The following is a 19,765-nucleotide window of genomic DNA, read 5'->3' as shown; positions in this document are numbered from 1 at the left end:
AAGCCGGAGTGTCGCACGGGCCGGGCCCGCGCCACCGGCCGCGTCCGCACGCCGGACACACCGGACAGACCGAACACACGAGACACAGCACACCTATGGCTGTTTCTCCCGGGAGTCGCTGTCCTTTGCCCGAACTGCGCGTAAGAATTCACCTCTTGGCCGGGGAGAGAACAGGGGAACGGACATGCACAGCACAACCGCCTTGTGCAGATACCTCACCACCACCGCCGCCACCACCGCCGCCACCGCGACCGTCACCGCCGTCGTACTCGCGGTGAGTGTCGGCTGTACGGTCCAGCCGGACACCGGCGCGGCGGCGGGCGACGCGAAGCCGGGGGGCGGGAGCCCGCTCGGGGTGAGCAGCGGCCCGCCGCCCGATCCGGCCACCGCGACGCCCGGCGCGAAACCACTGGCCGCGTCGCCGTCACCGTCGCCGTCGTCGCCGGACCGGGGTTCGACTCCGACCCCGCCACCGGGCCCGAGTACCGCCACCCCCACCCCCACGCCGACGCCCCCGGCACCGCCCGCGCCCGTCGTACTGCTGGCGAGCGGCGCGGAGAACGCTCAAGTACGGGAACTCCAGGCCAGGTTGCGCCAGATCGGCCACTTCGACCGCGCGCCCACCGGCTACTACGGCACGGTCACCGCCACCGCAGTCTCGTCCTTCCAGGGCAAGCGCGGACTGCCCCGTACCGGCACGACCGACACCGTCACCTGGCAGCGCCTGCTCGGCATGACGAAGCAGCCGACCGCCGACGAGCTGCGCCCGCCGACCGCGAAGCCGGTCGCGGCGCCGGATCCCCGGTGCATGAAGGGGCGGGTGATGTGCATCAGCAAGAAGAGCAGCACGCTCGCGTGGATGGTCAACGGCACGGTGGTCTCCGCGATGGACGTGCGGTTCGGCTCGGAGTACACGCCGACGCGGGAGGGCCTGTTCTCGGTGGGCTGGAAGTCCCGGGACCATGTCTCGACGCTGTACGACTCCCCCATGCCGTACGCGATGTTCTTCAGCGGCGGCCAGGCGGTGCACTACTCGTCGGACTTCGCGGCGCGCGGGTACGCGGGCGCTTCGCACGGCTGCGTCAATGTCCGGGACGAGAAGAAGATCGCCGCGCTGTTCGAACAGGTCGGCGTAGGCGACAAGGTGGTCATCTACTGGTAGGAACGACGGTCTTCCGATACGTCAGGCCGGGGCGGCCGTCGAGCCGCGTCTCGCCGGTGACGGTGAATCCCGTACGGGCCAGCACGGCTCGCGACGCCGCGTTGTCGAGGGTGGCGGCGGCCCGCAGGGAGGTCAGCCCGTACGTGTCGGCGGCGCGGGCGCACACCTCCCGTACGGCCGAGGTGGCCAGCCCCCGGCCCGCGGCCCGCTCCGCGATCCGGTACCCCAACTCGGCACTGCCGTCCGCCACATCCACCAGGTTGACCCGCCCCAGCACCTCGCCCGCGGCGTCGACCAGTACATGGAAGAAGCAGGCCCCGGTCGCCTGCTCGGCCAGCAGGTCACGGTGGCGCTCGTCGAACCGGGCGAAGTAGTCCTCTCCCCGATCGGGGACAACCGCCGCGAAGTAGGCCCGGTTCTCCCGCTCGAAGGCGAGGAGCGCGGGGGCGTGGTCGGGACGGAGCAGTTGCGGCTCGGGCATGGCGAGGACTGTAGGGAATCCGGCCGGCCACCCGCCACACGTTTACGACAGGGCGACAGGGCGACAGGGCAGGTCCTGGCACGGAGAAAGGGCGCGGGCGGGACCGGGGGAACGTATCCCGCCCGCGCCGGGTGCGCCGAGCCGAAGGTACGGGGGGAACCCCGGCTCTCGCGCGGCCGATGACCAGTCGGCACTCTGTACTGCGTCAACCCGGGCAGAAACGTCACACCTGCCCGTGAAACCAACGGAACCAGCAGGTCAGGACGGTACGGACGTGGGCCGGCCGGAAGCGCTCCCGGAAGGCTCGACGCTCTCACCGGGAACCGGGCTTACGGGCGGCGTCGGGTTGCCCGACAGGACCGGGGCCGGGACCGGGACCGGGGTCGGGTACGTCGTCCGTTCGACGGGCGGCGGGGTGGACGGCCGCGGCGGGGCCAGTCCGGGCGCGCCCGCCGGTGGCCCGGCCTCGCCGTCGCCGTCACCCGAACCGTCGCCCTCACCTGAACCGCCACCGCCACCGCCGCCGTCGCCGGGGCCGTTCCGGTCTCCGCCCCGCCCGCCGCCGCGCCCCGGCGTGCCGCCGTCGCTCAGCAGGTCGGCACAGAAGCGCTCGACGCCCTCGGGCCCGTCGGCCGCCGACTCCAGCGCCTTGCGGCGCTCGTCGTCGATCGCGCCGCTCGCGTAGTCGCGGCACGCCGCGGCCGTCCGGTCGTACCACTTCCAGCTCTCGGCGCCCGCGCCAGGAGCGGGACGCCCGTGGTGCTTGGCGTCGGGGCCGATGGCGAGGTCCGTACGGTCGGCGCCGCCCTCCTCGGCGCGGTCGGCCCTGCCGTCGCCGTCACTGTCGTGACCAGTGCCGCTGCCGGTGCCTCTGGGGTCGTCGACTCCGTGTCCGCCCGTACGGGACGAGGCGCCGGGGGTGGGTTCTCCCGTAGGGGCCGCGCCCGGCGCGCTCGGGGTTCCGGCCGGGTCGCCGCCCTCGGCGTCCCGCCCGTCGGGGCCCGAAGAGGCCGCCGCGGAGACGGAGTTCGCCGGGCTGTTGCGGGAGCCGCCGTCGAACACATCCGGCAGAACGCCGGCCACCGCCGCGACCGCCATGCTGCCGAGCGCGCAGCCGGCCACCGCCGCGACGAGCCCCCGGCGCGCGCGGCCCCCGGTGCCCGAGGGGCGCCGGCCGCCGCGGGGGGCGCGGGCGATCCGTACCGTACCGGGCAGTTCGTCCGCGGCCACCGGTGACGGCCGGGCCCCGGTGGCGCGCGCCTGCCGGAAGGCGGCGAGGGCGGCGGCCTCACCGGGGAGTTCCGTACCGTTTGCGTACGTGACGACGGTCATGTCCCGCAAGGCGTCATCGAGCAGATCCAGCCGGGCCCTGACATCGTCGTCAAGACCCTCGACGGGCTCCCCTCTCAGGAATTTCTCCGCCTCGTCCTCGCTGAGCCACGGGTCACCCTCATCGGCCATCACATGTCCCTCTGCGTCCGCAGGCGCGAATGCGTCACACCTCCGGAGGCAGAGAATACCGAGCGGCCGGAGCGCTGCGGAGGGACGCCCCCCGGCCCGGCGACCGGCCCCGCGCCCGATCCCGTATCCGCATCCGCATTCGTTCCCACGCCGACACCCATGCCCACGCCCGCCCCCGCGCCGGCCCCGTCAGGTTCCTCGTCGGCCGCGGCGAGCAGCTCGGCCAGCCGCTTCAGTCCGCGGTGGGCGGCGGTACGTACCGCGCCCGGGCGTTTGCCGAGCGTCCGGGCTGCGCTCTTCGCGTCGAGTCCGACCACGACCCGCAGCACGACGGCCTCGGCCTGGTCCTGCGGGAGCCGCGCGATCAGCGCCATCGTCCGGCCGGTGTCGAGCGCCTCCATGGCCTCGACGGCGGTGTCCGACTCGGCGGCCTTCCCGGCCAGCTCCGTCTCGTCGGCGCCGATGGCCGGGCGCCGGCCGCGCATCCGGATGTGGTCGAGGGCACGGTTACGGGCGATCCGCGCGGTCCAGCCGCGGAACCGGTCGGCGTCGCCGGAGAAACGGTCGAGGTCACGGGCTATCTGGAGCCATGCCTCCGAGGCCACGTCCTCGGCGTCCGGCTCACCGACGAGTGTCCGTAGATAGCCCAACAGCCGCGGGTGCACCGTGCGGTACACAGTCCGGAACGCGTTCTCGTCACCGTCCTGTGCCGCGAGCACCGCGGCGGTCAGCTCCGCGTCATCCCCCAGCACTCCCACTACCCGCCTGCCAAGCTGTCCTGAAATCGCGGCCCGTCACCGCCGCGCGCCCCCCGCGCGCTCCCTGAACGCTACGGCCTTACCGGGTCCGCGTCCACGTCTTGTGCACTCTGCAACATCCTCCGTGCCACCTCTCGTGACACCTGTCACGCCCGGGGTGTGACAGAAAACGCGGCGACGGCGCTGAGTTGAGTACGGGGCCGTATCGCGGCTCCGCCGGAAGGCGACCGGGGTCTCTCCTGTGGGGGGTGGCGACCCCGGTCGCCTTCCTCTTCCCTCCGTCCCGGCCAGGCGATACGGAGGGCGCGAGACACCATCGACCCTCCTCCATTCGGGTGAATTGTGCCCCGAATGCACCTTCCGGCCAATCCGTACCACCCTCCGCGCCGAATTCCGTCACAGCTGGGGACGGGGAAGGCGCCCCCCGTTTCTCCGGAAAAAACTCCGGGTGCCGATATCGCGCGAATCGCGAAGAAACGATTCCTCAACAAGTGTAACCCTCAACTCCCCTTCGCCTTGCGTGAATGATGCGAAATAAGTGGGGACAGAATCGATCGGCCTAATCCACGGCTGCGTGTCGGACCTGGTTCACGCCTCCCCCCCCCTCCTGAGCATTTCACGCACTTCACCTGCGGTTCTTCCCGGAAGCGCCGAAGGGGAAGGGAATCGGCACGGAATCACATCGGCCCGTTACGGCGCATCTTCGTGCTTCTCTGTTTCCGCGCCCCGGATATATTCGGGGCGCGGTGATGCTCGACCGGTCACGGCTGCCTTCGCAGAAGCCGCCAGGACACGTTCCGTTGTCCGCCGGGCGGACTTCACACCTCCCCCATCCGAACCCCTTGTGTCCATGTACGGCGCCGCCGTATCCGGACACGGGAAATTCGCAGAGAGAGGCTTCATGAAACCCCCTTCGGTACGGCCCCGTGCCCGCCGCGTCCTGGATCGTTCCCTGCTCGTCCTCGGTACGGGCGCGCTGGCCACCGGGCTCGGCGCGCTGACCCTGGCGCCCGGCGTCAGTTCGGCCTCCAGCCACCGGGAGGCGCCGCTGATCGCCGGTGACCCCCGGGCGGACAACACGGACGTCTACGCGTTCACCAGCCCGGACAAGTCCGACACAGTGACCCTCGTCGCGAACTGGATTCCGTTCGAGGAGCCCAACGGCGGCCCGAACTTCTACGCGTTCGCCGATGACGCGCGGTACCACATCAAGATCGACAACACGGGCGACGGACGTCCGGACGTGACGTACACCTGGTGCTTCCGCAATATCGTCCGGGACGCCGCGAACCAGTTCCTGTACAACACCGGTCCCGTGCGCACGATCGACGACCCGAATCTCAACTTCCGTCAGGTGTACGACCTGACCGTGACCGAGAACGGACGTACCCGCACCCTGCTGAAGGATGCTCCGGTCGCGCCGTCGCGGGTGGGTCCCGCGTCGATGCCCGACTACAAGACCCTGCGCGACCAGGCCGTACGTGACGTGCCCGGTGGCGCGAAGGCGTACGCCGGACAGGCCGACGACCCGTTCTTCGCCGACCTGCGGGTCTTCGACCTGCTCTACGGCGGCAACCTCAGCGAGACCGGTCAGGACACCCTGGCCGGCTACAACGTGAATTCGGTCGCGCTCCAGATCCCCAAGAAGGCCCTGGCCCTGCGCGGCAATCCGGCCCGCAACCCGGTCGTCGGCATCTGGTCCACGACCGAACGCCAGGGGGCGGCCGTCACCGACAGCCGCGCGAAGGACAAGACCGCCGGCGCCGGCTGGCGGCAGGTCTCACGGCTGGGCAACCCGCTGGTCAACGAGGTCGTCGTACCGCTCCAGTACAAGGACGCCTTCAACGCGCTCTCCCCGGACCAGGACCGCACCGTGCAGCCGGTCGTCGACAAGGTCTACGACCCGATCCTGCCCAAGCTCATCCAGCAGGTCTACGGGATCCCCGCGCCGAAGACGCCGCGCGACGACCTCGCCGAGATCTACCTGACCGGCATCTGCAAGGCGTGCGGCCCGATCAAGGCCGACCTCAACGCCCACAGCCTCAACCAGGACGCGAACCCTCGGCAGATCGTCCCGGCCGAGGAACTCAGGCTCAACATGACGGTGCCGCCGACGGCGAAGCCCCAGCGGCTCGGCGTGCTCGCCGGCGACCTGGCCGGATTCCCCAACGGCCGACGGCTGACCGACGACGTCATCGACATCTCCCTCCAGGCGGTCGAAGGCGCTGCCCAGACCGGTGTGCTCGTCCCCGCCCTCAAGGACGGCGACAAGGTCAACGCCAATGATGTCGGCTTCGGACGCGGTTTCCCGTATCTGGCGCTGCCTCACACCAAGGCCGTGAACTCGCCCCGGACGGGCGCCCAGCGGTCCTCGGTCCTCCACCCCAACAGCGCCGCGGCGATCGGCGGAGTAGGCGCGCTGCTGCTCGGCGCGGGCGGGTTCCGCGTCTGGCGCCGCCGGGCCGCCACCACCTGACGCTCCCGGACCCGGGGGCAGGGCGGGGTTCTCCCTTACGGAAGACCCGCCCTGCCCCCGGGCAGACGTCACCCGTAACCGTCATCCCTCGGAGGAGGACCGTGTCCCAGCCGGCCAGCCATCCCAGCCCCCCGCCTCATCACCTGCCGCCCGACGCGCGTCCCGACGGCAGAGACCGAAGACGGCTGCGCGGGGCGGTGGTCGCTCTGACCCTCGGTGCGACGTTCTTCGCTGTGGGCGCGGTCGGGCTGGCCGGACGGGACGCCGCTCCGGCCGGCGGCGAAGCGGCGGCGGCGGGCGTACGGCCCGGGTCGCCCGAAGCGATGCGGGAGCGGCTGCGCCGACTGCCCGAAGACGCACCGGGCTGGGCCTCCCTGGGCATGGCCTACGTACAGCAGGCCCGTACCACCGCCGACCCGGCCACCTACGACAAGGCCGAGTCCGCACTGCGGACTTCACTGAAAGTCCAGCCTCGGGACAACTTCGCCGCCCAGACCGGGATGGGCGCACTGGCCGCCGCGCGACACGACTTCGCCGCGGCTCTGGACTGGGGCCGCCGGGCCGTCGCCACCAACCCGGCGGGATCCGGGGCGTACGGGGTGCTCGCCGACGCCCACACCCAGCTCGGCCAGTACGAAGCGTCCTACCAGGACGTTCAGCGCATGACCGACCTGCGGCCCGACACCGCCTCGCTCGCCCGCGCCTCGTACACCTGGGAACTGCGCGGTGACATCCCCCGCGCCCGCGCCCTCATGGAACGCGCGCTCAACGACGCCCCGACACCCGGAGACCAGGCGTTCCCCCACGCCCATCTCGCCACCCTGGCAGTGGAGTCGGGGGACGCGCGTACCGGGTTGCGGGAGGCGGAGCACGGTCTGCGCGCCAACCCCCGCGACCCTCAGCTGCTGGAGGCACGGGCCCGCGCCCACGGCGCGCTCGGCGACAGCCGGCGCGCCGTCGCGGACTACACGGCGGCAGTGGCGATCACCCCGCTGCCCCAGTACGTCCTGGGCCTCGGCGAACTCCAGCAGTCCCTCGGCCACACAGCCGCCGCGCAGGAGCAGTACGCGGTCCTGCGCGCACAGGAGCGGCTGCGGGTGGCCGCGAAGACCCCGGCCGATGTGGACGCCATCCTCTTCGAGGCCGATCACGGCGATGCCCGGCGCGCCGTCGGCATGGGCCGTACCGCGGTGGAGAACCGGCCCTTCATCTCCGTACAGGACGCCTACGCCTGGGCGCTGCACCGAGCGGGGCAGGACGCGCGGGCGCTGCCGTACGCGGACCTGGCCCTGGCCCTCGGTACCCGCAGCGCGCTCTCCCACTACCACCGCGCCATGATCGAACAGTCGCTCGGCGATCTGGCGGCGGCCGGCCGGGACCTGGAAACCGCCCTCGCCATCGACCCGCACTTCCACCCCCTGCACGCACCCGCCGCACGGACCGCTCTCCGCGCTCTCCAGCGAATCGACGCCGCCTCATGAACAGCTACAGATTCCCCGGGATCCGCCGCGCCGCCGCGCTCAGTGTCCTCACGGCGGCCCTGGCCGCCGCCTCCGCCGCTGTGGCCACCGCGCACCCCCTGGGCAACTTCACCGTCAACCACCACACGGGGCTCACCTTGCGTCAGGACCGTATCGACGCGGCTCTCGTCGTCGACCGGGCCGAGATCGCCGCCGCGCAGGAGCGTGTACGCGTCGACCGGGACGGCGACGGCACCGTCGACGCGGCGGAAGCCCGCGCCCACGCCCGGCGGGAGTGCGCCACCGCGGCCGGCCGGCTGCGGGTGGAGACCGGCGGCCACCGACTGGAATGGACTCCGTCGGGCAGTTCGTTCACCTACCACCCGGGCGGGGCCGGGCTCACCACGAGCCGGCTCACCTGCGCGCTCACCTCGGCGGCCGACCTGCGCGGCCCGTCGGACATCACCGTGCACACCGGATACGACACCAGCCGGATCGGCTGGCAGGAGATCACCGCCCGCGGCGTCGGTGTCACCCTCACCCACTCCGATGTGCCCGCCCGTTCGGCCACCGACGCACTGCGCCACTACCCCACGGACCCGCTGGCCGACCCGCTCGATCAGCGGTCCGCCGCACTGCGCACCACGCCGGGCGACACGGGTGGGACGCCGGGCGCGTCGGCCGTCCTGCCCGGTGCCGGGCCCCTCAGCACAGCCCTGGACCGGGTATCCGGGGTATTCGACTCCCTCGTCGGCAGCCGCGAACTCACCGTGCCCGTGGGGCTCTTGGCGCTGCTCCTCGCCGTAGTCCTCGGCGCCTCGCACGCGGCGCTGCCGGGCCACGGGAAGACCATCATGGCGGCCTACCTCGCCGGCCGGCGAGGAACGCCCAGGGACGCGGTCACGGTCGGCGCCACCGTCACCCTCACCCATACGGCCGGAGTTCTGGTCCTGGGTCTTGCCCTGCCCGTCGCCACCACGCTCGCCGGCGAAACCGTACTGACCTGGCTGGGAGTGGCCAGCGGCCTCCTCGTCACCGGCATCGGCCTGTGGCTGCTGCGCGCCGCACTGCTGAACCGCCCCACCCACGGTCACCATCACCACCACGGGCACGGGCACGGGCATCATCACCATGACGATGTCGGACTCCGCCCGCAGACAGAGCAGGCGGACCAGGCCGAGCGGACAGACCTGTCACACGGTCAAGGCCCGGCACTCGCCGTACTCACGAAGCCTCACAGCCACACAACGCACCGTCACGAGCCGCACCGTCACGAGCCGCACCGTCACGAGCCGCACGGCCACCCGCCGCACAGCCACCCGGATCCCGCCGCGGTGACACGCGGCGGACTGATCGGCATGGGCGTCGCGGGCGGGCTCGTCCCCAGCCCCTCCGCCCTGGTCGTCCTGCTGGGCGCCGTCGCCCTGGGCCGCACGGCCTTCGGCATCCTCCTGGTCCTGGGCTACGGACTCGGTATGGCCGCGACCCTCACCCTCGCCGGCCTCATCCTCGTACGACTGCGCGACCGCATCGACCGCACCGCGCGTACGAGCACGTCCCCCCGCTCGGCCCTCCTGCGGCGGCTGGCCCGGATCGGCCCCGTGGCCACCTCGGCCCTCGTACTGCTCGTCGGCATCGGACTGACGCTCAGGGCCGGGTCGGGCCCATGGTGAGCCCCGAGGCCAACAGCGGCCCGCCCCCGCGTGGACCCGTCGCTCTCTCAGCTCCGCGCGCGGGCCCGGCGTGAGACCACCGCGCGCAGTACCCGCTGGCCCTCCGTGGACACGTCCAGTGCCTGGCGCAGTCCGGCCGGGCCCTCGGTCTCGGTGAGGATCTCCAGGATGCGGATCTGCCTGCGGAGTTCACCGGCGACCAGCGGGCCGACCCCGTCGCCGCCCTCGGCCCCGTCGACCGCGTCCGGGACGGCCGTACGGTCCTCACGGCAGCGCGCCAGCCGGTCGGCCGCGGCGGGGTCGCCGCTCGCGTCGCCCACCGCGTCAAGCTTCTGGTGGATCTCCAGCGCGACAACGGAGCAGGTGTCCGCCCAGGCACGCAGCGGCTCAGCCGACCACTGGGCCGGCGCGGAACCAAGCAGGCTCCGGACGAGTTCGGCGGTGACGTCGGCGGCGGTCACCTCCGTGTCGAGCCCGGCGGCGGCGTCCGCCTCGATGGCCTCGTCGAGGGCGGTCCTGGCCTCCGTCAGCCGGTCGGGCCAGTCCCGTTCGCCGCCCTGCACCCCCGCCCACAGCGGCCGGAGAACATCGTTCTCCTCCGCGAGGAGGGGCAGACACCGGTCGAGGGAGGCCAGTCCGCTCGCGGCGAGCGCTCTCTCGTCGGCTCGGGCGATCAGTTTCACCAGGCTCATTCACGTCTCCTGTCGCGGACGCGTACTGGCCAGTACTGACCAGTACTGCCCTCTACTGCGCCAAAGGACCGGAAAACGTCACTCGTGCTCCGCGCGTAGACGCGGCACGGTCAGGTACAGATCACCTACAGATCAGGTACGGATCAGGTATGGATCAGGCCTGGACCCGGCAGACGGGTCATCACATGCCGTACACGGACAGGTCGTTCGTCAACGGTACGGAACTCATCCGCCGGCCGGCGCCCCCTTCGGCACGCCCAGCCCGTCCAGCAGCCGGAAGAACAGCTCCGCCGCGTCCACGCCCGGCTCCGGCCGCGCCAGGTGCAGCACATCGAGCAGCGGCCCCGGCTCCACCGTGGCGCCCGCCTCGACGGCCCACTCGACCGCGCGCCGCGCCGCGTCCTCCGCCGGGAGGAACACCTCTTCGAGGACCAGGCCGCTCGCCGCCAGGTGCCTGACCATCGGCTCGCGCGCGAGGCACGCGTACCAGGATCCGCTGACGGGCGCCGCCGCCTCCACCGCCACGCACTCGCCGCCCATGACAAAGCCGAAGACGACCGGCGAGTCCATGGCGCGGGCCAGCGTCCCCATGCCGCCGATGTCGGGTTCGCCGGTCCGTCGCCACACCTGCCAGCCGTCCGGCCGCCGGTCGTGGCACGTCAGCTCGTCCCGTACGGCGGCCAGCGCCGGCAGTTCGGCGAGCGGCAGGTCGCTCCGGGCGGCGAGGAAGTAGCCCCAGAAGCCCGCACCCGCACCCGCACCCGCGCCCTCACCCGCGCCCGTACCCTCGACGGCGTCCGTATCCGTACTCATATCCATGTCCCCCCACTCGGGACTCCACCCTCACCCGGCCGGGATCACCTCGGCCCTTCCGGCATGGATCCATCACGAGGCCATCACACATTGCCCTCAAGAGGAAGCGGCACCTCCTCTTGAGGGCAGCGCGCTCAGCCCGTCCCCTCCACCTTCGTGTAGAGCGAGGTGAACTGACTCCAGCTCAGCTTCGGCTTCTCCGCGTTCCACGTCTTCTCCGCCGTCGCCGCCAGCGGCAGCCTGATCCCGGCCGCCACCTGCGCCTCCGTCTGCGCGTTCGGGAAGTCGCCCCAGATGGCGAAGGTGCCGCCGCGGATCTGCTTCGCGTGCGCCGCGGGCACCGGCTTCGTGCCGCGCAGGACCAGCGGGGTCCACTGCTCGTAGATCCGCTGACCGGTCGGGTAGACGAAGGTGTTCGGCTGGCCGAGGACGTAGTAGAGGTACTCGTCGTTGAAGTTCACGACCTGGCGCCCCTCGTCCAGATACTCCTGCGGCTGCCGCGCGCCCAGCTCCTTGCCCGTCCAGTACTGGACCTCGAAGGCCGGGTTCGCCTTGACGACGCCGCCCTTGAAGAGCCCGTCGTTCCAGACCTTGAACTTCTTGTTGAACGACTTCAGCGCCGCCGCCCGGTCGTTCGTCCAGGCGGTCGTCAGGTCCTGGACGCGCGCGCCTGACCCGTACTTCTGGACCGCCTGCCGGGCCAGCTCCGGGTACGAGGCCTCCGGGTTCCTGACCACCAGCGCCTGGTACTCGTCCGCGCCGAGGTTCCAGTACGGCCCCTTGAAGAGCGCGGCGAACTCGCGGTCCAGATCGTCGACGATCTTCGCGGAGGCGGGTTTCGAGATGTCGATGGCGCCCTGGGTGGCCTTCCCGCTCGCGTTGCGCAGCTGGAGATCGGGGTGCGCGCGCAGCACCGCGCCGAGGTGTCCCGGTGAGTCGATCTCGGGGACGACGGTGATGTGCAGCTGGTCGGCCAGGGCGAGGATCTTACGGACGTCGGCCTTGGAGAGGTGCTGCGCGGAGACGATCTCGGGGTGGGAGCTGGACTCGATGCGGAAGCCCTGGTCGTCGGAGAAGTGCAGCCCCAGCATGTTCATCTTGAGGTCGGCCATCTCGCGCAGCCGGGCCTCGATCCAGCCGGGTGTGTAGTACTTACGTGCGATGTCGAGGTTCAGTCCGCGCTCGGCGCGCGCCGGGCTGTCGCGTACGACGCCCTCCGGCATCACGCCGTCGGCGCGCAGGGACTGCTTGAGGGTGCGGGTGCCGTAGAAGACGCCGGCCCGGTCGGGGCCGGTGATCCGGACCCGGCCGCCGCTGGTGGTGAGGGTGTACGACTCGGCCGCGCCGGCTCCCGATCCACTGGCCAGGGCCAGTTCGACGTCACCGGCGCGGGCGGCGGCGGCGCCCCGGTAGGCGATCTTCAGCTCCTGGGAGAGCAGCTTCCCCTCGCCGGCCAGGGAGTCGCTGCCCTTCGCGAGGACGACGCCGCTGTTCGCGCCGGGCCGCCAGCCGGGGCCCCTGGCCGGCTCGTGGGCGCGTACGGCGGGTATGGAGCGCGGTGCGCTGGAGAGCGCGTACGACCGTGTGGGTGATGGCGTGGCCGAGGGGCTGGCCGCCGTGGCGGCGCCGGAGGCGGCCGACGACAGTGCGCCGTCCGAGGATCCGTCGCCCGTCCCCGATCCCCCCGATCCCCCTGATCCTCCCGCGCCGCAGGCCGCGACCGTCGTGGCAGTGGCCAGCACGACGACCGCGCCGGCTATCCGGGCACCCGGAGATGACCTCATCACGTAGAACCTCCCTGGTACGAATGGAGCCGGCCGCAAACATACATACGCACATACACGTACATACGTACGACGGTTACGCGTGGCGTGCCCGTGAGGGGCACACCCGGTGAGGGCGTGCGGCCCGCGGCGGCGGCATGACGCGCTACGGCGAAGGTCCCACGGCGGCGTCCACCCCGCGCGTCGAAACTCTCCCGTCCGAGTGACATACGAGCGGGATACGGGAATCCCCGTCCGAGCGTCGATAGCGTTTACGGCGCGAAGGACCCGCCCCACTCAGCGGCCCGTCCCACCGGCCGTGACCTCCACTCAACCTCCACGCCCCCGCACACGTCTGCCCTTACGGCTCACAAGCACGCCACACCCCAGCCACGCCGTGTCGCCCCGTCACGCCCGCACCCGGCCAGGACCCCGTCCCCGGCCCGTCGAGGAGCCCCCGCTGTACCGCGCATCCCAGGCCGGCCGACCGCACGGCCTCCACCGCTTCAACACCGCCCCGCCGGCCGCCGCCGAGGCCGCGCTGCTCGGCTGTCTCGGCAGCAGCCGCTGGGCCCAGCGGCTCGCCGCGCACCGCCCGTACCCCGATCTCGACGTGCTGCTCGCGGCCTCCGACGAGGCGGGCTACGACCTCTCCTTCGCCGATCTCGCCGAGGCCCTCGCCGCCGAGACGCCCGCCGGGCCGCCCCCGGGCGCCCCGCCCGCCGCCAGGACCGCGCTGAACGCCGCGCACGCCGCGTACGAGAGCCGTTTCGGCCACGCCTTCGTGATCAGCCTCGACGGCCACCGGCCCGAGGAGTCCCTCGACCACGTCCTGGCCGCCGTCCGCGCCCGGCTCGCCCACGACCCCGACCACGAGCGGTCCGTCGCCGCCGACGAGCTGCGCCGACTCGCCCGGAGCCGGATCACCCGGCTGATCGCGGGCCCGCCGGAGCAGGCGGTCCGGCGCCCAGCGCCCCGCCCGGCCGGCGCGGGGCCGGCGGAGCCCTCGACGGGATGTCCGGATAGCCCATCCGTGGCCGTTTGATTGCGTGTTTGATCACACCGGGGTACCCCGCGCGAACGAACCGACAACACGTCGCTACGATGGCCGGGGCCGGTGGACCGTACCCGGCCGGGCGCGACCGACACCACTGTGCTTGATTGAGTAGAAGATGGCGGCCGGCCCCGATCCCCGCTCCCGGAGGGTTTTTCCGTGCCGGCTGGAACGCTGTACCGCGGCCGGGAAGGAATGTGGTCGTGGGTGGCTCATCGAGTCACCGGCGTGCTCATCTTCTTCTTCCTGTTCGTACATGTACTGGACACCGCTCTCGTGCGGGTCTCGCCCGAGGCGTACGACGATGTCGTGGCGACCTACAAGACGCCGCTCGTCGCGCTGCTGGAATACGGCCTCGTGGCCGCGATTCTCTTCCACGCGCTCAACGGCCTGCGCGTCATCGCCGTGGACTTCTGGTCCAAGGGCCCGCGCTACCAGAAGCAGATGCTCTGGTCCGCCGTGGGCATCTGGGTCGTCCTGATGATCGGCGCCCTCTACCCCGTGCTCGGCCACGCCGTACGCGAAGTCCTCGGGAGCTGAGAGACCGCATGTCCACTGAGACCCCCTCCGCGATCGGCGCCGTCGAGAGCGAGAGCCTGTACGACGCCGATTTCCCGGCCCCGGTCATCGAAGCGCCGAGGAAACGTACCGCCAAAACGCCCAAATCGACCCGCGGCAACTTCGAGATGGCCGCGTGGCTCTTCATGCGCCTCTCGGGTGTCGTGCTGGTCGTGCTGGTCATCGGCCACCTGCTCATCCAGCTCGTCCTCGACGGCGGCGTGTCCAAGATCGGCTTCGCCTTCGTGGCGGGCCGCTGGGCCTCCCCGTTCTGGCAGGTCTGGGATCTGCTGATGCTGTGGCTGGCCATGCTGCACGGCGGCAACGGCCTGCGCACGATCATCAACGACTACGCGGAGCGCGCCAACACGCGCCTGTGGCTGAAGGGCCTGCTGTACACCGCCACGGTGTTCACCATCCTCCTCGGCTCGCTGGTGATCTTCACCTTCGACCCGAACATCCGCTAAAGCCGGGGCTGACGACACCAATGAAGATCCATAAATACGACACCGTCATCGTCGGCGCCGGTGGCGCCGGTATGCGCGCGGCCATCGAGTCGACGAAGCGCAGCCGTACCGCCGTGCTGACGAAGCTCTACCCCACCCGCTCCCACACGGGCGCGGCGCAGGGCGGCATGGCCGCCGCGCTCGCCAACGTGGAGGAGGACAACTGGGAGTGGCACACCTTCGACACGATCAAGGGCGGCGACTACCTGGTCGACCAGGACGCCGCCGAGATCCTGGCGAAGGAGGCCATCGACGCGGTCCTCGACCTGGAGAAGATGGGCCTGCCGTTCAACCGCACCCCGGACGGCACCATCGACCAGCGCCGCTTCGGCGGTCACTCCCGCAACCACGGTGAGGCCCCGGTCCGCCGGTCCTGCTACGCCGCGGACCGTACGGGCCACATGATCCTCCAGACGCTGTACCAGAACTGCGTCAAGGAGGGCGTGGAGTTCTTCAACGAGTTCTACGTCCTTGACCAGCTGCTGACCGAGGTCGACGGCGTGAAGGTGTCCGCCGGCGTCGTCGCGTACGAGCTGGCCACCGGCGAGATCCACGTCTTCCAGGCGAAGTCCGTGATCTACGCGTCCGGCGGCACCGGCAAGTTCTTCAAGGTGACCTCGAACGCGCACACCCTGACCGGTGACGGCCAGGCCGCCTGCTACCGGCGCGGTCTGCCCCTGGAGGACATGGAGTTCTTCCAGTTCCACCCGACGGGCATCTGGCGCATGGGCATCCTGCTGACGGAGGGCGCCCGCGGTGAGGGCGGCATCCTCCGCAACAAGGACGGCGAGCGCTTCATGGAGAAGTACGCGCCCGTCATGAAGGACCTCGCCTCCCGCGACGTCGTCTCGCGCTCCATCTACACGGAGATCCGCGAGGGGCGCGGCTGCGGTCCCGAGGGCGACCACGTCTACCTCGACCTCACGCACCTCCCGCCGGAGCAGCTGGACGCCAAGCTGCCCGACATCACCGAGTTCGCGCGGACGTACCTGGGCATCGAGCCGTACACGGACCCGATCCCGATCCAGCCGACCGCGCACTACGCCATGGGCGGCATCCCCACCAACGTCCAGGGTGAGGTCCTCTCGGACAACACCACGGTCGTGCCCGGCCTGTACGCGGCCGGCGAGGTCGCCTGTGTCTCGGTGCACGGCGCCAACCGTCTCGGCACCAACTCGCTGCTGGACATCAACGTCTTCGGGCGCAGGTCCGGCATCGCCGCCGCCGAGTACGCGGCGAAGCACGACTACGTCGAGCTGCCCGACAACCCGGCCGAGCTGGTCGAGGCCCAGGTCGAGCGGCTCCGCGAGTCGACGGGCAAGGAGCGGGTCGCCGAGCTGCGCCTGGAGCTCCAGGAGTGCATGGACGCCAACGTGATGGTGTTCCGCACCGAGCAGACGATCAAGACGGCCGTGGCGAAGATCGGTGAGCTGCGCGAGCGCTACCTGAACGTCTCCGTCCAGGACAAGGGCCGCCGCTTCAACACGGACCTGCTGGAGGCCATCGAGCTGGGCAACCTGCTGGACCTGGCCGAGGTCATGGCCGTGTCCGCGCTCGCCCGCAAGGAGTCGCGCGGCGGTCACTACCGCGAGGACTTCCCGAACCGCGACGACGTCAACTTCATGCGCCACACCATGGCGTACCGCGAGGTGGGCGACGACGGCGCCGAGTCGATCAGGCTCGACTACAAGCCGGTCGTCCAGACCCGCTACCAGCCGATGGAGCGTAAGTACTGATGGCTACCCCGACCATGGACAAGCTGGAGGCGCTGGAGGCGGACTCCACCTCCTCCCACCTCATCGCGGTCACGTTCCGGATCCGCCGGTTCAACCCGGAGGTCTCCGACGAGGTCCAGTGGCAGGACTTCCGGATCGACATCGATCCCAAGGAGCGCGTCCTGGACGCCCTCCACAAGATCAAGTGGGATGTCGACGGCACGCTGACCTTCCGGCGCTCCTGCGCGCACGGCATCTGCGGCTCGGACGCGATGCGGATCAACGGCCGCAACCGGCTGGCGTGCAAGACGCTGATCAAGGACCTGGTCTCGGTCGACAAGCACGGGACGGTCACCAAGCCCGTCACGGTCGAGCCCATCAAGGGGCTGACGGTCCTCAAGGACCTGATCGTCGACATGGACCCGTTCTTCCAGGCGTTCCGCGATGTGATGCCCTTCCTCGTCACCAGCGGCAACGAGCCGACGCGGGAGCGCCTCCAGTCCGCCGAGGACCGCGAGCGCTTCGACGACACCACCAAGTGCATCCTGTGCGCGGCGTGCACGTCGTCGTGCCCGGTGTTCTGGAACGACGGCCAGTACTTCGGTCCCGCCGCCATCGTCAACGCGCACCGCTTCATCTTCGACTCGCGTGACGAGGCCGGCGAGCAGCGGCTTGAGATCCTCAACGACAAGGACGGCGTGTGGCGTTGCCGCACGACGTTCAACTGCACGGACGCCTGCCCGCGCGGTATCGAGGTCACGAAGGCGATCCAGGAAGTCAAGCGCGCGCTGATCACGCGCCGCTTCTGACCGTACGGCCGTCATCGGCCGAGGCCCGTTTCCGTGGGTACGGAAACGGGCCTCCGCTGTGTCAGGATCGATCCGCCGACAGTGCGGCATCAGGAGAGCGGGGAGAGAGATGAGCGAGCCGAATCCGTACGGGAACAAGGACGGCGCCTACAACTGGGGGCCGCCGGAGGACGCGGTTCCGGCCAAGCCGTCCGGCCTGCCGCCGGGTCCGCCGACCGGGGCCCCTGAGTACGACTTCCCGCCGCCGACGCTCGCCGGCACGCCGCCGCCCGGTGCCCCCGCCCCCGGGTACGGCTACCCCGCGGCCCCGCCCGGATACGGCTACCCGCCGCCGGCGCCCGGGTACGCGGAGCACCTGCCCGTGGCGCCGGTCGCGGGGGCCGGGGTGCCGGTGCTGGCGATCGGTGACATCACGGTCGTCGGCGACCGGATCGTCACGCCGTCCGGGACGATCCCGCTGCGCGGCGCGGTGTGGAACGCCACGGACATGTCCCGTACGGAGGAGCGGATTCCGCCGGTCGCGATCGTGCTGGCGATCGTCTTCGCGCTGCTGTGCCTGGTCGGTCTGCTCTTCCTGCTGATGAAGGAGAAGAAGACGACCGGCTTCATCCAGATCACGGTCACCGGCGGCGGCAGGCACCACGCGACGATGGTCCCGGCCACCCACGCGAACTCCTTCCAGATGGTCATGGGCCAGGTCAACTACGGGCGTTCGCTCAGCAGCATGTAGGGACGGCGGGCGCGCGCGGGCAGGCCCGGACGCGCGGGTGCACCCGGGCGGGCAGGCCCGGTCCGCGCGCGTCCCCGTCAGTCGTCCCTCTCCTGTCTCTCCTGCGGGCCGTCCGCGCGCGACCTCTCCGGAATCCAGTCGTCGGGGCGGCACTTGGGGCCGCCGCAGCGGCAGGCGGGCCAGTTGTCGGACGTCCCCGGGGCCGGCGCCGGGTAGCTGTCCTCCTCGATGGGCTCGTCCCATCCGACGAGCAGCCCGCCGTCCGAGCCGAATGTCTCCATGAGCAGCGAGAGCCTCTCCCGCGCGTCGCTGCGGCCCGCCTGTCCCGCGCGCCCGCGGCCCGCGCGCCCGGCCTCTTCGCCGCCTCGCTCTTCCGGGTCATCGGTCCCCGTATCGGTGGTTCGCTCACCCATGGGAGATGTACCTTCCGTTATCCGTTCTCGCTTTCCGTCTTCAAGCTTCGGTATCCGCGAGAACGTTTACCAGGCATCAGCCCATGACATGGCGTTGGTCATGACGAAGGAACGCGCAGATGACGGCAGAGACCGATGCTCCCGACCCCACTTCCTCGCTTCTCGCCTTTTTCGGCAGCGAGTTGAAGCGCATTCGGCAGGGGGCGGGAGTCTCCCAGGACGAGGCGGCGACGCGCTCCCACACGACGCAGTCGATGATCAGCAAGGTGGAGGCGGCCAAGCGGGTGCCGTCCGAGGAACTGGCCTGTGATCTGGACATGGCGTTCGGTACGGGTGGGCATTTCGCACGGCTGTACCCGCTCGTTATTACGTACGCGTACCCGTCGTGGTTTCTGCCGTTCGTCGAACTGGAACGCGAAGCGACGGCAATGCGGGTATTCGAAAGCCAGATCGTTCCCGGGCTTCTCCAGACGGAGGAATATGCCCGCGCCATGCTCTACGCGGTCCGGCCGGAAAATCTCGACGGACTCATTGCCGCGCGGATGACACGACAGGAAGTATTCGAACGGGAATCATCTCCCCGTACCTGGTTCGTCATGGACGAGAACGTGTTGCTCCGGCCCATCGGCGGCGCCGCCGTCATGCGCCACCAGCTCACGCGCCTGCTCGAACAAGGGCGGAATCCGCGCTGCGTGATCCAGGTCGTGCCGCGTACGGTCCCCGCCCATGCCGGGCTCGCCGGCCCCTTCACCGTGCTGAGTTTCGAGGAAGGGGCGGACGTGCTCTATGTCGACGGCTTCTCCCAGGGCCGGACCGCCCTGGACACGCATGAGATCGCCACCGCCACCTACTCCTTCGATCTGCTGCGGGCGGTGGCCCTCTCACCCGACGAGTCCGCCTGCCTGATCAGCGCGCATCTGGAAGGACTGGACCGATGATCGGCACGAACAAGCTCTCCGTCGCGTGGCGGAGCAGCAGTTACAGCACCAACGGCGCCAACTGCATAGAGGTCAGCGACGCGTTCACGCGCTCGGTACCGGTCAGGGACTCCAAGAATCCGGGCGGGCCCGCGCTGGTCTTCCCGCCGCGGGCCTTCGCGTCGTTCATCCGGGCCGTACAGCGCGGCGAGTTCATAGTCGGCTGATCCGGGCTCCCGATCGGCCCGCACCCCGGATACGGCTGCGCGCGCCGGCGGGCGCGCGGGCGGCGCCCGCGCGCCCGCCGGCAGGCCGGTCAGGGCC

Annotated in this window: 19 protein-coding genes; 12 read left to right on the top strand and 7 right to left on the bottom strand. The window is 71.0% G+C overall.

The window, feature by feature from the left end; translation table 11 throughout:
- The first annotated feature begins 184 nt into the window (after positions 1-184).
- Entirely contained in the window at positions 185-1,162 is a 978-nt protein-coding gene (locus AB0389_RS17275; protein ID WP_366396239.1) for a L,D-transpeptidase family protein, read from the top strand.
- Here the strand turns inward: AB0389_RS17275 and AB0389_RS17270 are convergent.
- The 3 genes from AB0389_RS17270 to AB0389_RS17260 form a co-directional block, all read right to left on the bottom strand.
- Entirely contained in the window at positions 1,149-1,643 is a 495-nt protein-coding gene (locus AB0389_RS17270; RefSeq protein WP_366396238.1) for a GNAT family N-acetyltransferase, read from the bottom strand. The two genes, AB0389_RS17275 and AB0389_RS17270, sit on opposite strands and share 14 nt — an antisense overlap.
- A 258-nt stretch (positions 1,644-1,901) precedes the next feature.
- Entirely contained in the window at positions 1,902-3,104 is a 1,203-nt protein-coding gene (locus AB0389_RS17265; protein ID WP_366396237.1) for a hypothetical protein, read from the bottom strand.
- Positions 3,104-3,856, bottom strand: coding sequence for an RNA polymerase sigma factor (locus AB0389_RS17260; RefSeq protein ID WP_366396236.1), 753 nt, complete (start codon positions 3,854-3,856; stop codon positions 3,104-3,106). The genes AB0389_RS17265 and AB0389_RS17260 overlap by 1 nt, the downstream gene beginning before the upstream one ends.
- A gap of 907 nt (positions 3,857-4,763) precedes the next feature.
- Between AB0389_RS17260 and AB0389_RS17255 the strand changes: the two genes are divergently transcribed.
- The 3 genes from AB0389_RS17255 to AB0389_RS17245 all read left to right on the top strand — a co-directional run bounded on the left by AB0389_RS17255 (position 4,764) and on the right by AB0389_RS17245 (position 9,471).
- Positions 4,764-6,338, top strand: coding sequence for a DUF4331 domain-containing protein (locus AB0389_RS17255; RefSeq protein WP_366396235.1), 1,575 nt, complete (start codon positions 4,764-4,766; stop codon positions 6,336-6,338).
- Positions 6,339-6,439: 101 nt separating this feature from the next.
- Positions 6,440-7,819, top strand: coding sequence for a hypothetical protein (locus AB0389_RS17250; protein WP_366396234.1), 1,380 nt, complete (start codon positions 6,440-6,442; stop codon positions 7,817-7,819).
- Entirely contained in the window at positions 7,816-9,471 is a 1,656-nt protein-coding gene (locus tag AB0389_RS17245; RefSeq protein ID WP_366396233.1) for a nickel transporter, read from the top strand. Before AB0389_RS17250 ends, AB0389_RS17245 begins: the two co-directional genes overlap by 4 nt.
- Positions 9,472-9,518: 47 nt before the next feature.
- Here the strand turns inward: AB0389_RS17245 and AB0389_RS17240 are convergent, their stop codons facing one another.
- The 3 genes from AB0389_RS17240 to AB0389_RS17230 form a co-directional block, all read right to left on the bottom strand.
- Positions 9,519-10,163: a hypothetical protein gene (locus AB0389_RS17240; protein ID WP_366396232.1), complete on the bottom strand. Its 645-nt coding sequence runs from the start codon at positions 10,161-10,163 to the stop codon at positions 9,519-9,521.
- 225 nt (positions 10,164-10,388) lie between these two features.
- A complete protein-coding gene (locus AB0389_RS17235) occupies positions 10,389-10,976 on the bottom strand; it encodes a hypothetical protein (RefSeq protein ID WP_366396231.1) in 588 nt (195 codons plus the stop codon).
- Between the two features lie 134 nt (positions 10,977-11,110).
- A complete protein-coding gene (locus tag AB0389_RS17230) occupies positions 11,111-12,760 on the bottom strand; it encodes a glycoside hydrolase family 20 protein (protein ID WP_366396230.1) in 1,650 nt (549 codons plus the stop codon).
- Between the two features lie 439 nt (positions 12,761-13,199).
- Between AB0389_RS17230 and AB0389_RS17225 the strand changes: the two genes are divergently transcribed.
- The 6 genes from AB0389_RS17225 (at position 13,200) to AB0389_RS17200 (ending at position 18,111) form a co-directional block, all read left to right on the top strand.
- A complete protein-coding gene (locus AB0389_RS17225) occupies positions 13,200-13,784 on the top strand; it encodes a 2-oxo-4-hydroxy-4-carboxy-5-ureidoimidazoline decarboxylase (RefSeq protein ID WP_366396365.1) in 585 nt (194 codons plus the stop codon).
- A gap of 168 nt (positions 13,785-13,952) precedes the next feature.
- The gene (gene sdhC, locus AB0389_RS17220) at positions 13,953-14,333 is read left to right on the top strand and encodes a succinate dehydrogenase, cytochrome b556 subunit (RefSeq protein ID WP_366396229.1); all 381 of its coding nucleotides are present in this window, start codon (positions 13,953-13,955) and stop codon (positions 14,331-14,333) included.
- Positions 14,334-14,341: 8 nt separating this feature from the next.
- Positions 14,342-14,818, top strand: coding sequence for a succinate dehydrogenase hydrophobic membrane anchor subunit (locus AB0389_RS17215; RefSeq protein WP_366396228.1), 477 nt, complete (start codon positions 14,342-14,344; stop codon positions 14,816-14,818).
- 20 nt (positions 14,819-14,838) lie between these two features.
- Entirely contained in the window at positions 14,839-16,593 is a 1,755-nt protein-coding gene (gene sdhA, locus AB0389_RS17210; RefSeq protein ID WP_366396227.1) for a succinate dehydrogenase flavoprotein subunit, read from the top strand.
- Positions 16,593-17,381 (top strand): succinate dehydrogenase iron-sulfur subunit, encoded by a 789-nt coding sequence (locus AB0389_RS17205; RefSeq protein ID WP_366396226.1) that lies wholly within the window; start codon positions 16,593-16,595, stop codon positions 17,379-17,381. Before sdhA ends, AB0389_RS17205 begins: the two co-directional genes overlap by 1 nt.
- A gap of 109 nt (positions 17,382-17,490) precedes the next feature.
- A complete protein-coding gene (locus AB0389_RS17200; protein WP_366396225.1) occupies positions 17,491-18,111 on the top strand; it encodes a hypothetical protein in 621 nt (206 codons plus the stop codon).
- 77 nt (positions 18,112-18,188) lie between these two features.
- On the opposite strand, the gene AB0389_RS17195 is transcribed toward AB0389_RS17200, so the two are convergent.
- On the bottom strand, positions 18,189-18,524 hold the full coding sequence (locus AB0389_RS17195; protein ID WP_366396224.1) for a hypothetical protein: 336 nt from the start codon (positions 18,522-18,524) through the stop codon (positions 18,189-18,191).
- A gap of 119 nt (positions 18,525-18,643) precedes the next feature.
- Between AB0389_RS17195 and AB0389_RS17190 the strand changes: the two genes are divergently transcribed.
- Together AB0389_RS17190 and AB0389_RS17185 are read left to right on the top strand one after the other, a co-directional pair.
- Positions 18,644-19,462 (top strand): helix-turn-helix transcriptional regulator, encoded by an 819-nt coding sequence (locus AB0389_RS17190; RefSeq protein WP_366396223.1) that lies wholly within the window; start codon positions 18,644-18,646, stop codon positions 19,460-19,462.
- A complete protein-coding gene (locus tag AB0389_RS17185) occupies positions 19,459-19,668 on the top strand; it encodes a DUF397 domain-containing protein (protein ID WP_366396222.1) in 210 nt (69 codons plus the stop codon). The genes AB0389_RS17190 and AB0389_RS17185 overlap by 4 nt, the downstream gene beginning before the upstream one ends.
- Positions 19,669-19,765: the final 97 nt, after the last annotated feature.

The organism is Streptomyces sp. NPDC093109 (assembly GCF_040701725.1).
GTDB lineage: Bacteria > Actinomycetota > Actinomycetes > Streptomycetales > Streptomycetaceae > Streptomyces.
The sequence above is the reverse complement of the archived record's forward strand: the minus strand, read 5'-3'. Positions and strand labels throughout refer to the sequence as shown.

Bases quoted from the DNA above. Each gene is read 5' to 3' on its own strand.
- AB0389_RS17275 (WP_366396239.1), top strand. From the start codon at position 185: ATGCACAGCACAACCGCCTTGTGCAGATACCTCACCACCACCGCCGCC.
- AB0389_RS17270 (WP_366396238.1), bottom strand. From the start codon at position 1,643: ATGCCCGAGCCGCAACTGCTCCGTCCCGACCACGCCCCCGCGCTCCTC.
- AB0389_RS17265 (WP_366396237.1), bottom strand. From the start codon at position 3,104: ATGGCCGATGAGGGTGACCCGTGGCTCAGCGAGGACGAGGCGGAGAAA.
- AB0389_RS17255 (WP_366396235.1), top strand. From the start codon at position 4,764: ATGAAACCCCCTTCGGTACGGCCCCGTGCCCGCCGCGTCCTGGATCGT.
- AB0389_RS17245 (WP_366396233.1), top strand. From the start codon at position 7,816: ATGAACAGCTACAGATTCCCCGGGATCCGCCGCGCCGCCGCGCTCAGT.
- AB0389_RS17240 (WP_366396232.1), bottom strand. From the start codon at position 10,163: ATGAGCCTGGTGAAACTGATCGCCCGAGCCGACGAGAGAGCGCTCGCC.
- AB0389_RS17235 (WP_366396231.1), bottom strand. From the start codon at position 10,976: ATGAGTACGGATACGGACGCCGTCGAGGGTACGGGCGCGGGTGAGGGC.
- AB0389_RS17230 (WP_366396230.1), bottom strand. From the start codon at position 12,760: ATGAGGTCATCTCCGGGTGCCCGGATAGCCGGCGCGGTCGTCGTGCTG.
- AB0389_RS17215 (WP_366396228.1), top strand. From the start codon at position 14,342: ATGTCCACTGAGACCCCCTCCGCGATCGGCGCCGTCGAGAGCGAGAGC.
- sdhA (WP_366396227.1), top strand. From the start codon at position 14,839: ATGAAGATCCATAAATACGACACCGTCATCGTCGGCGCCGGTGGCGCC.
- AB0389_RS17205 (WP_366396226.1), top strand. From the start codon at position 16,593: ATGGCTACCCCGACCATGGACAAGCTGGAGGCGCTGGAGGCGGACTCC.
- AB0389_RS17200 (WP_366396225.1), top strand. From the start codon at position 17,491: ATGAGCGAGCCGAATCCGTACGGGAACAAGGACGGCGCCTACAACTGG.
- AB0389_RS17195 (WP_366396224.1), bottom strand. From the start codon at position 18,524: ATGGGTGAGCGAACCACCGATACGGGGACCGATGACCCGGAAGAGCGA.
- AB0389_RS17190 (WP_366396223.1), top strand. From the start codon at position 18,644: ATGACGGCAGAGACCGATGCTCCCGACCCCACTTCCTCGCTTCTCGCC.
- AB0389_RS17185 (WP_366396222.1), top strand. From the start codon at position 19,459: ATGATCGGCACGAACAAGCTCTCCGTCGCGTGGCGGAGCAGCAGTTAC.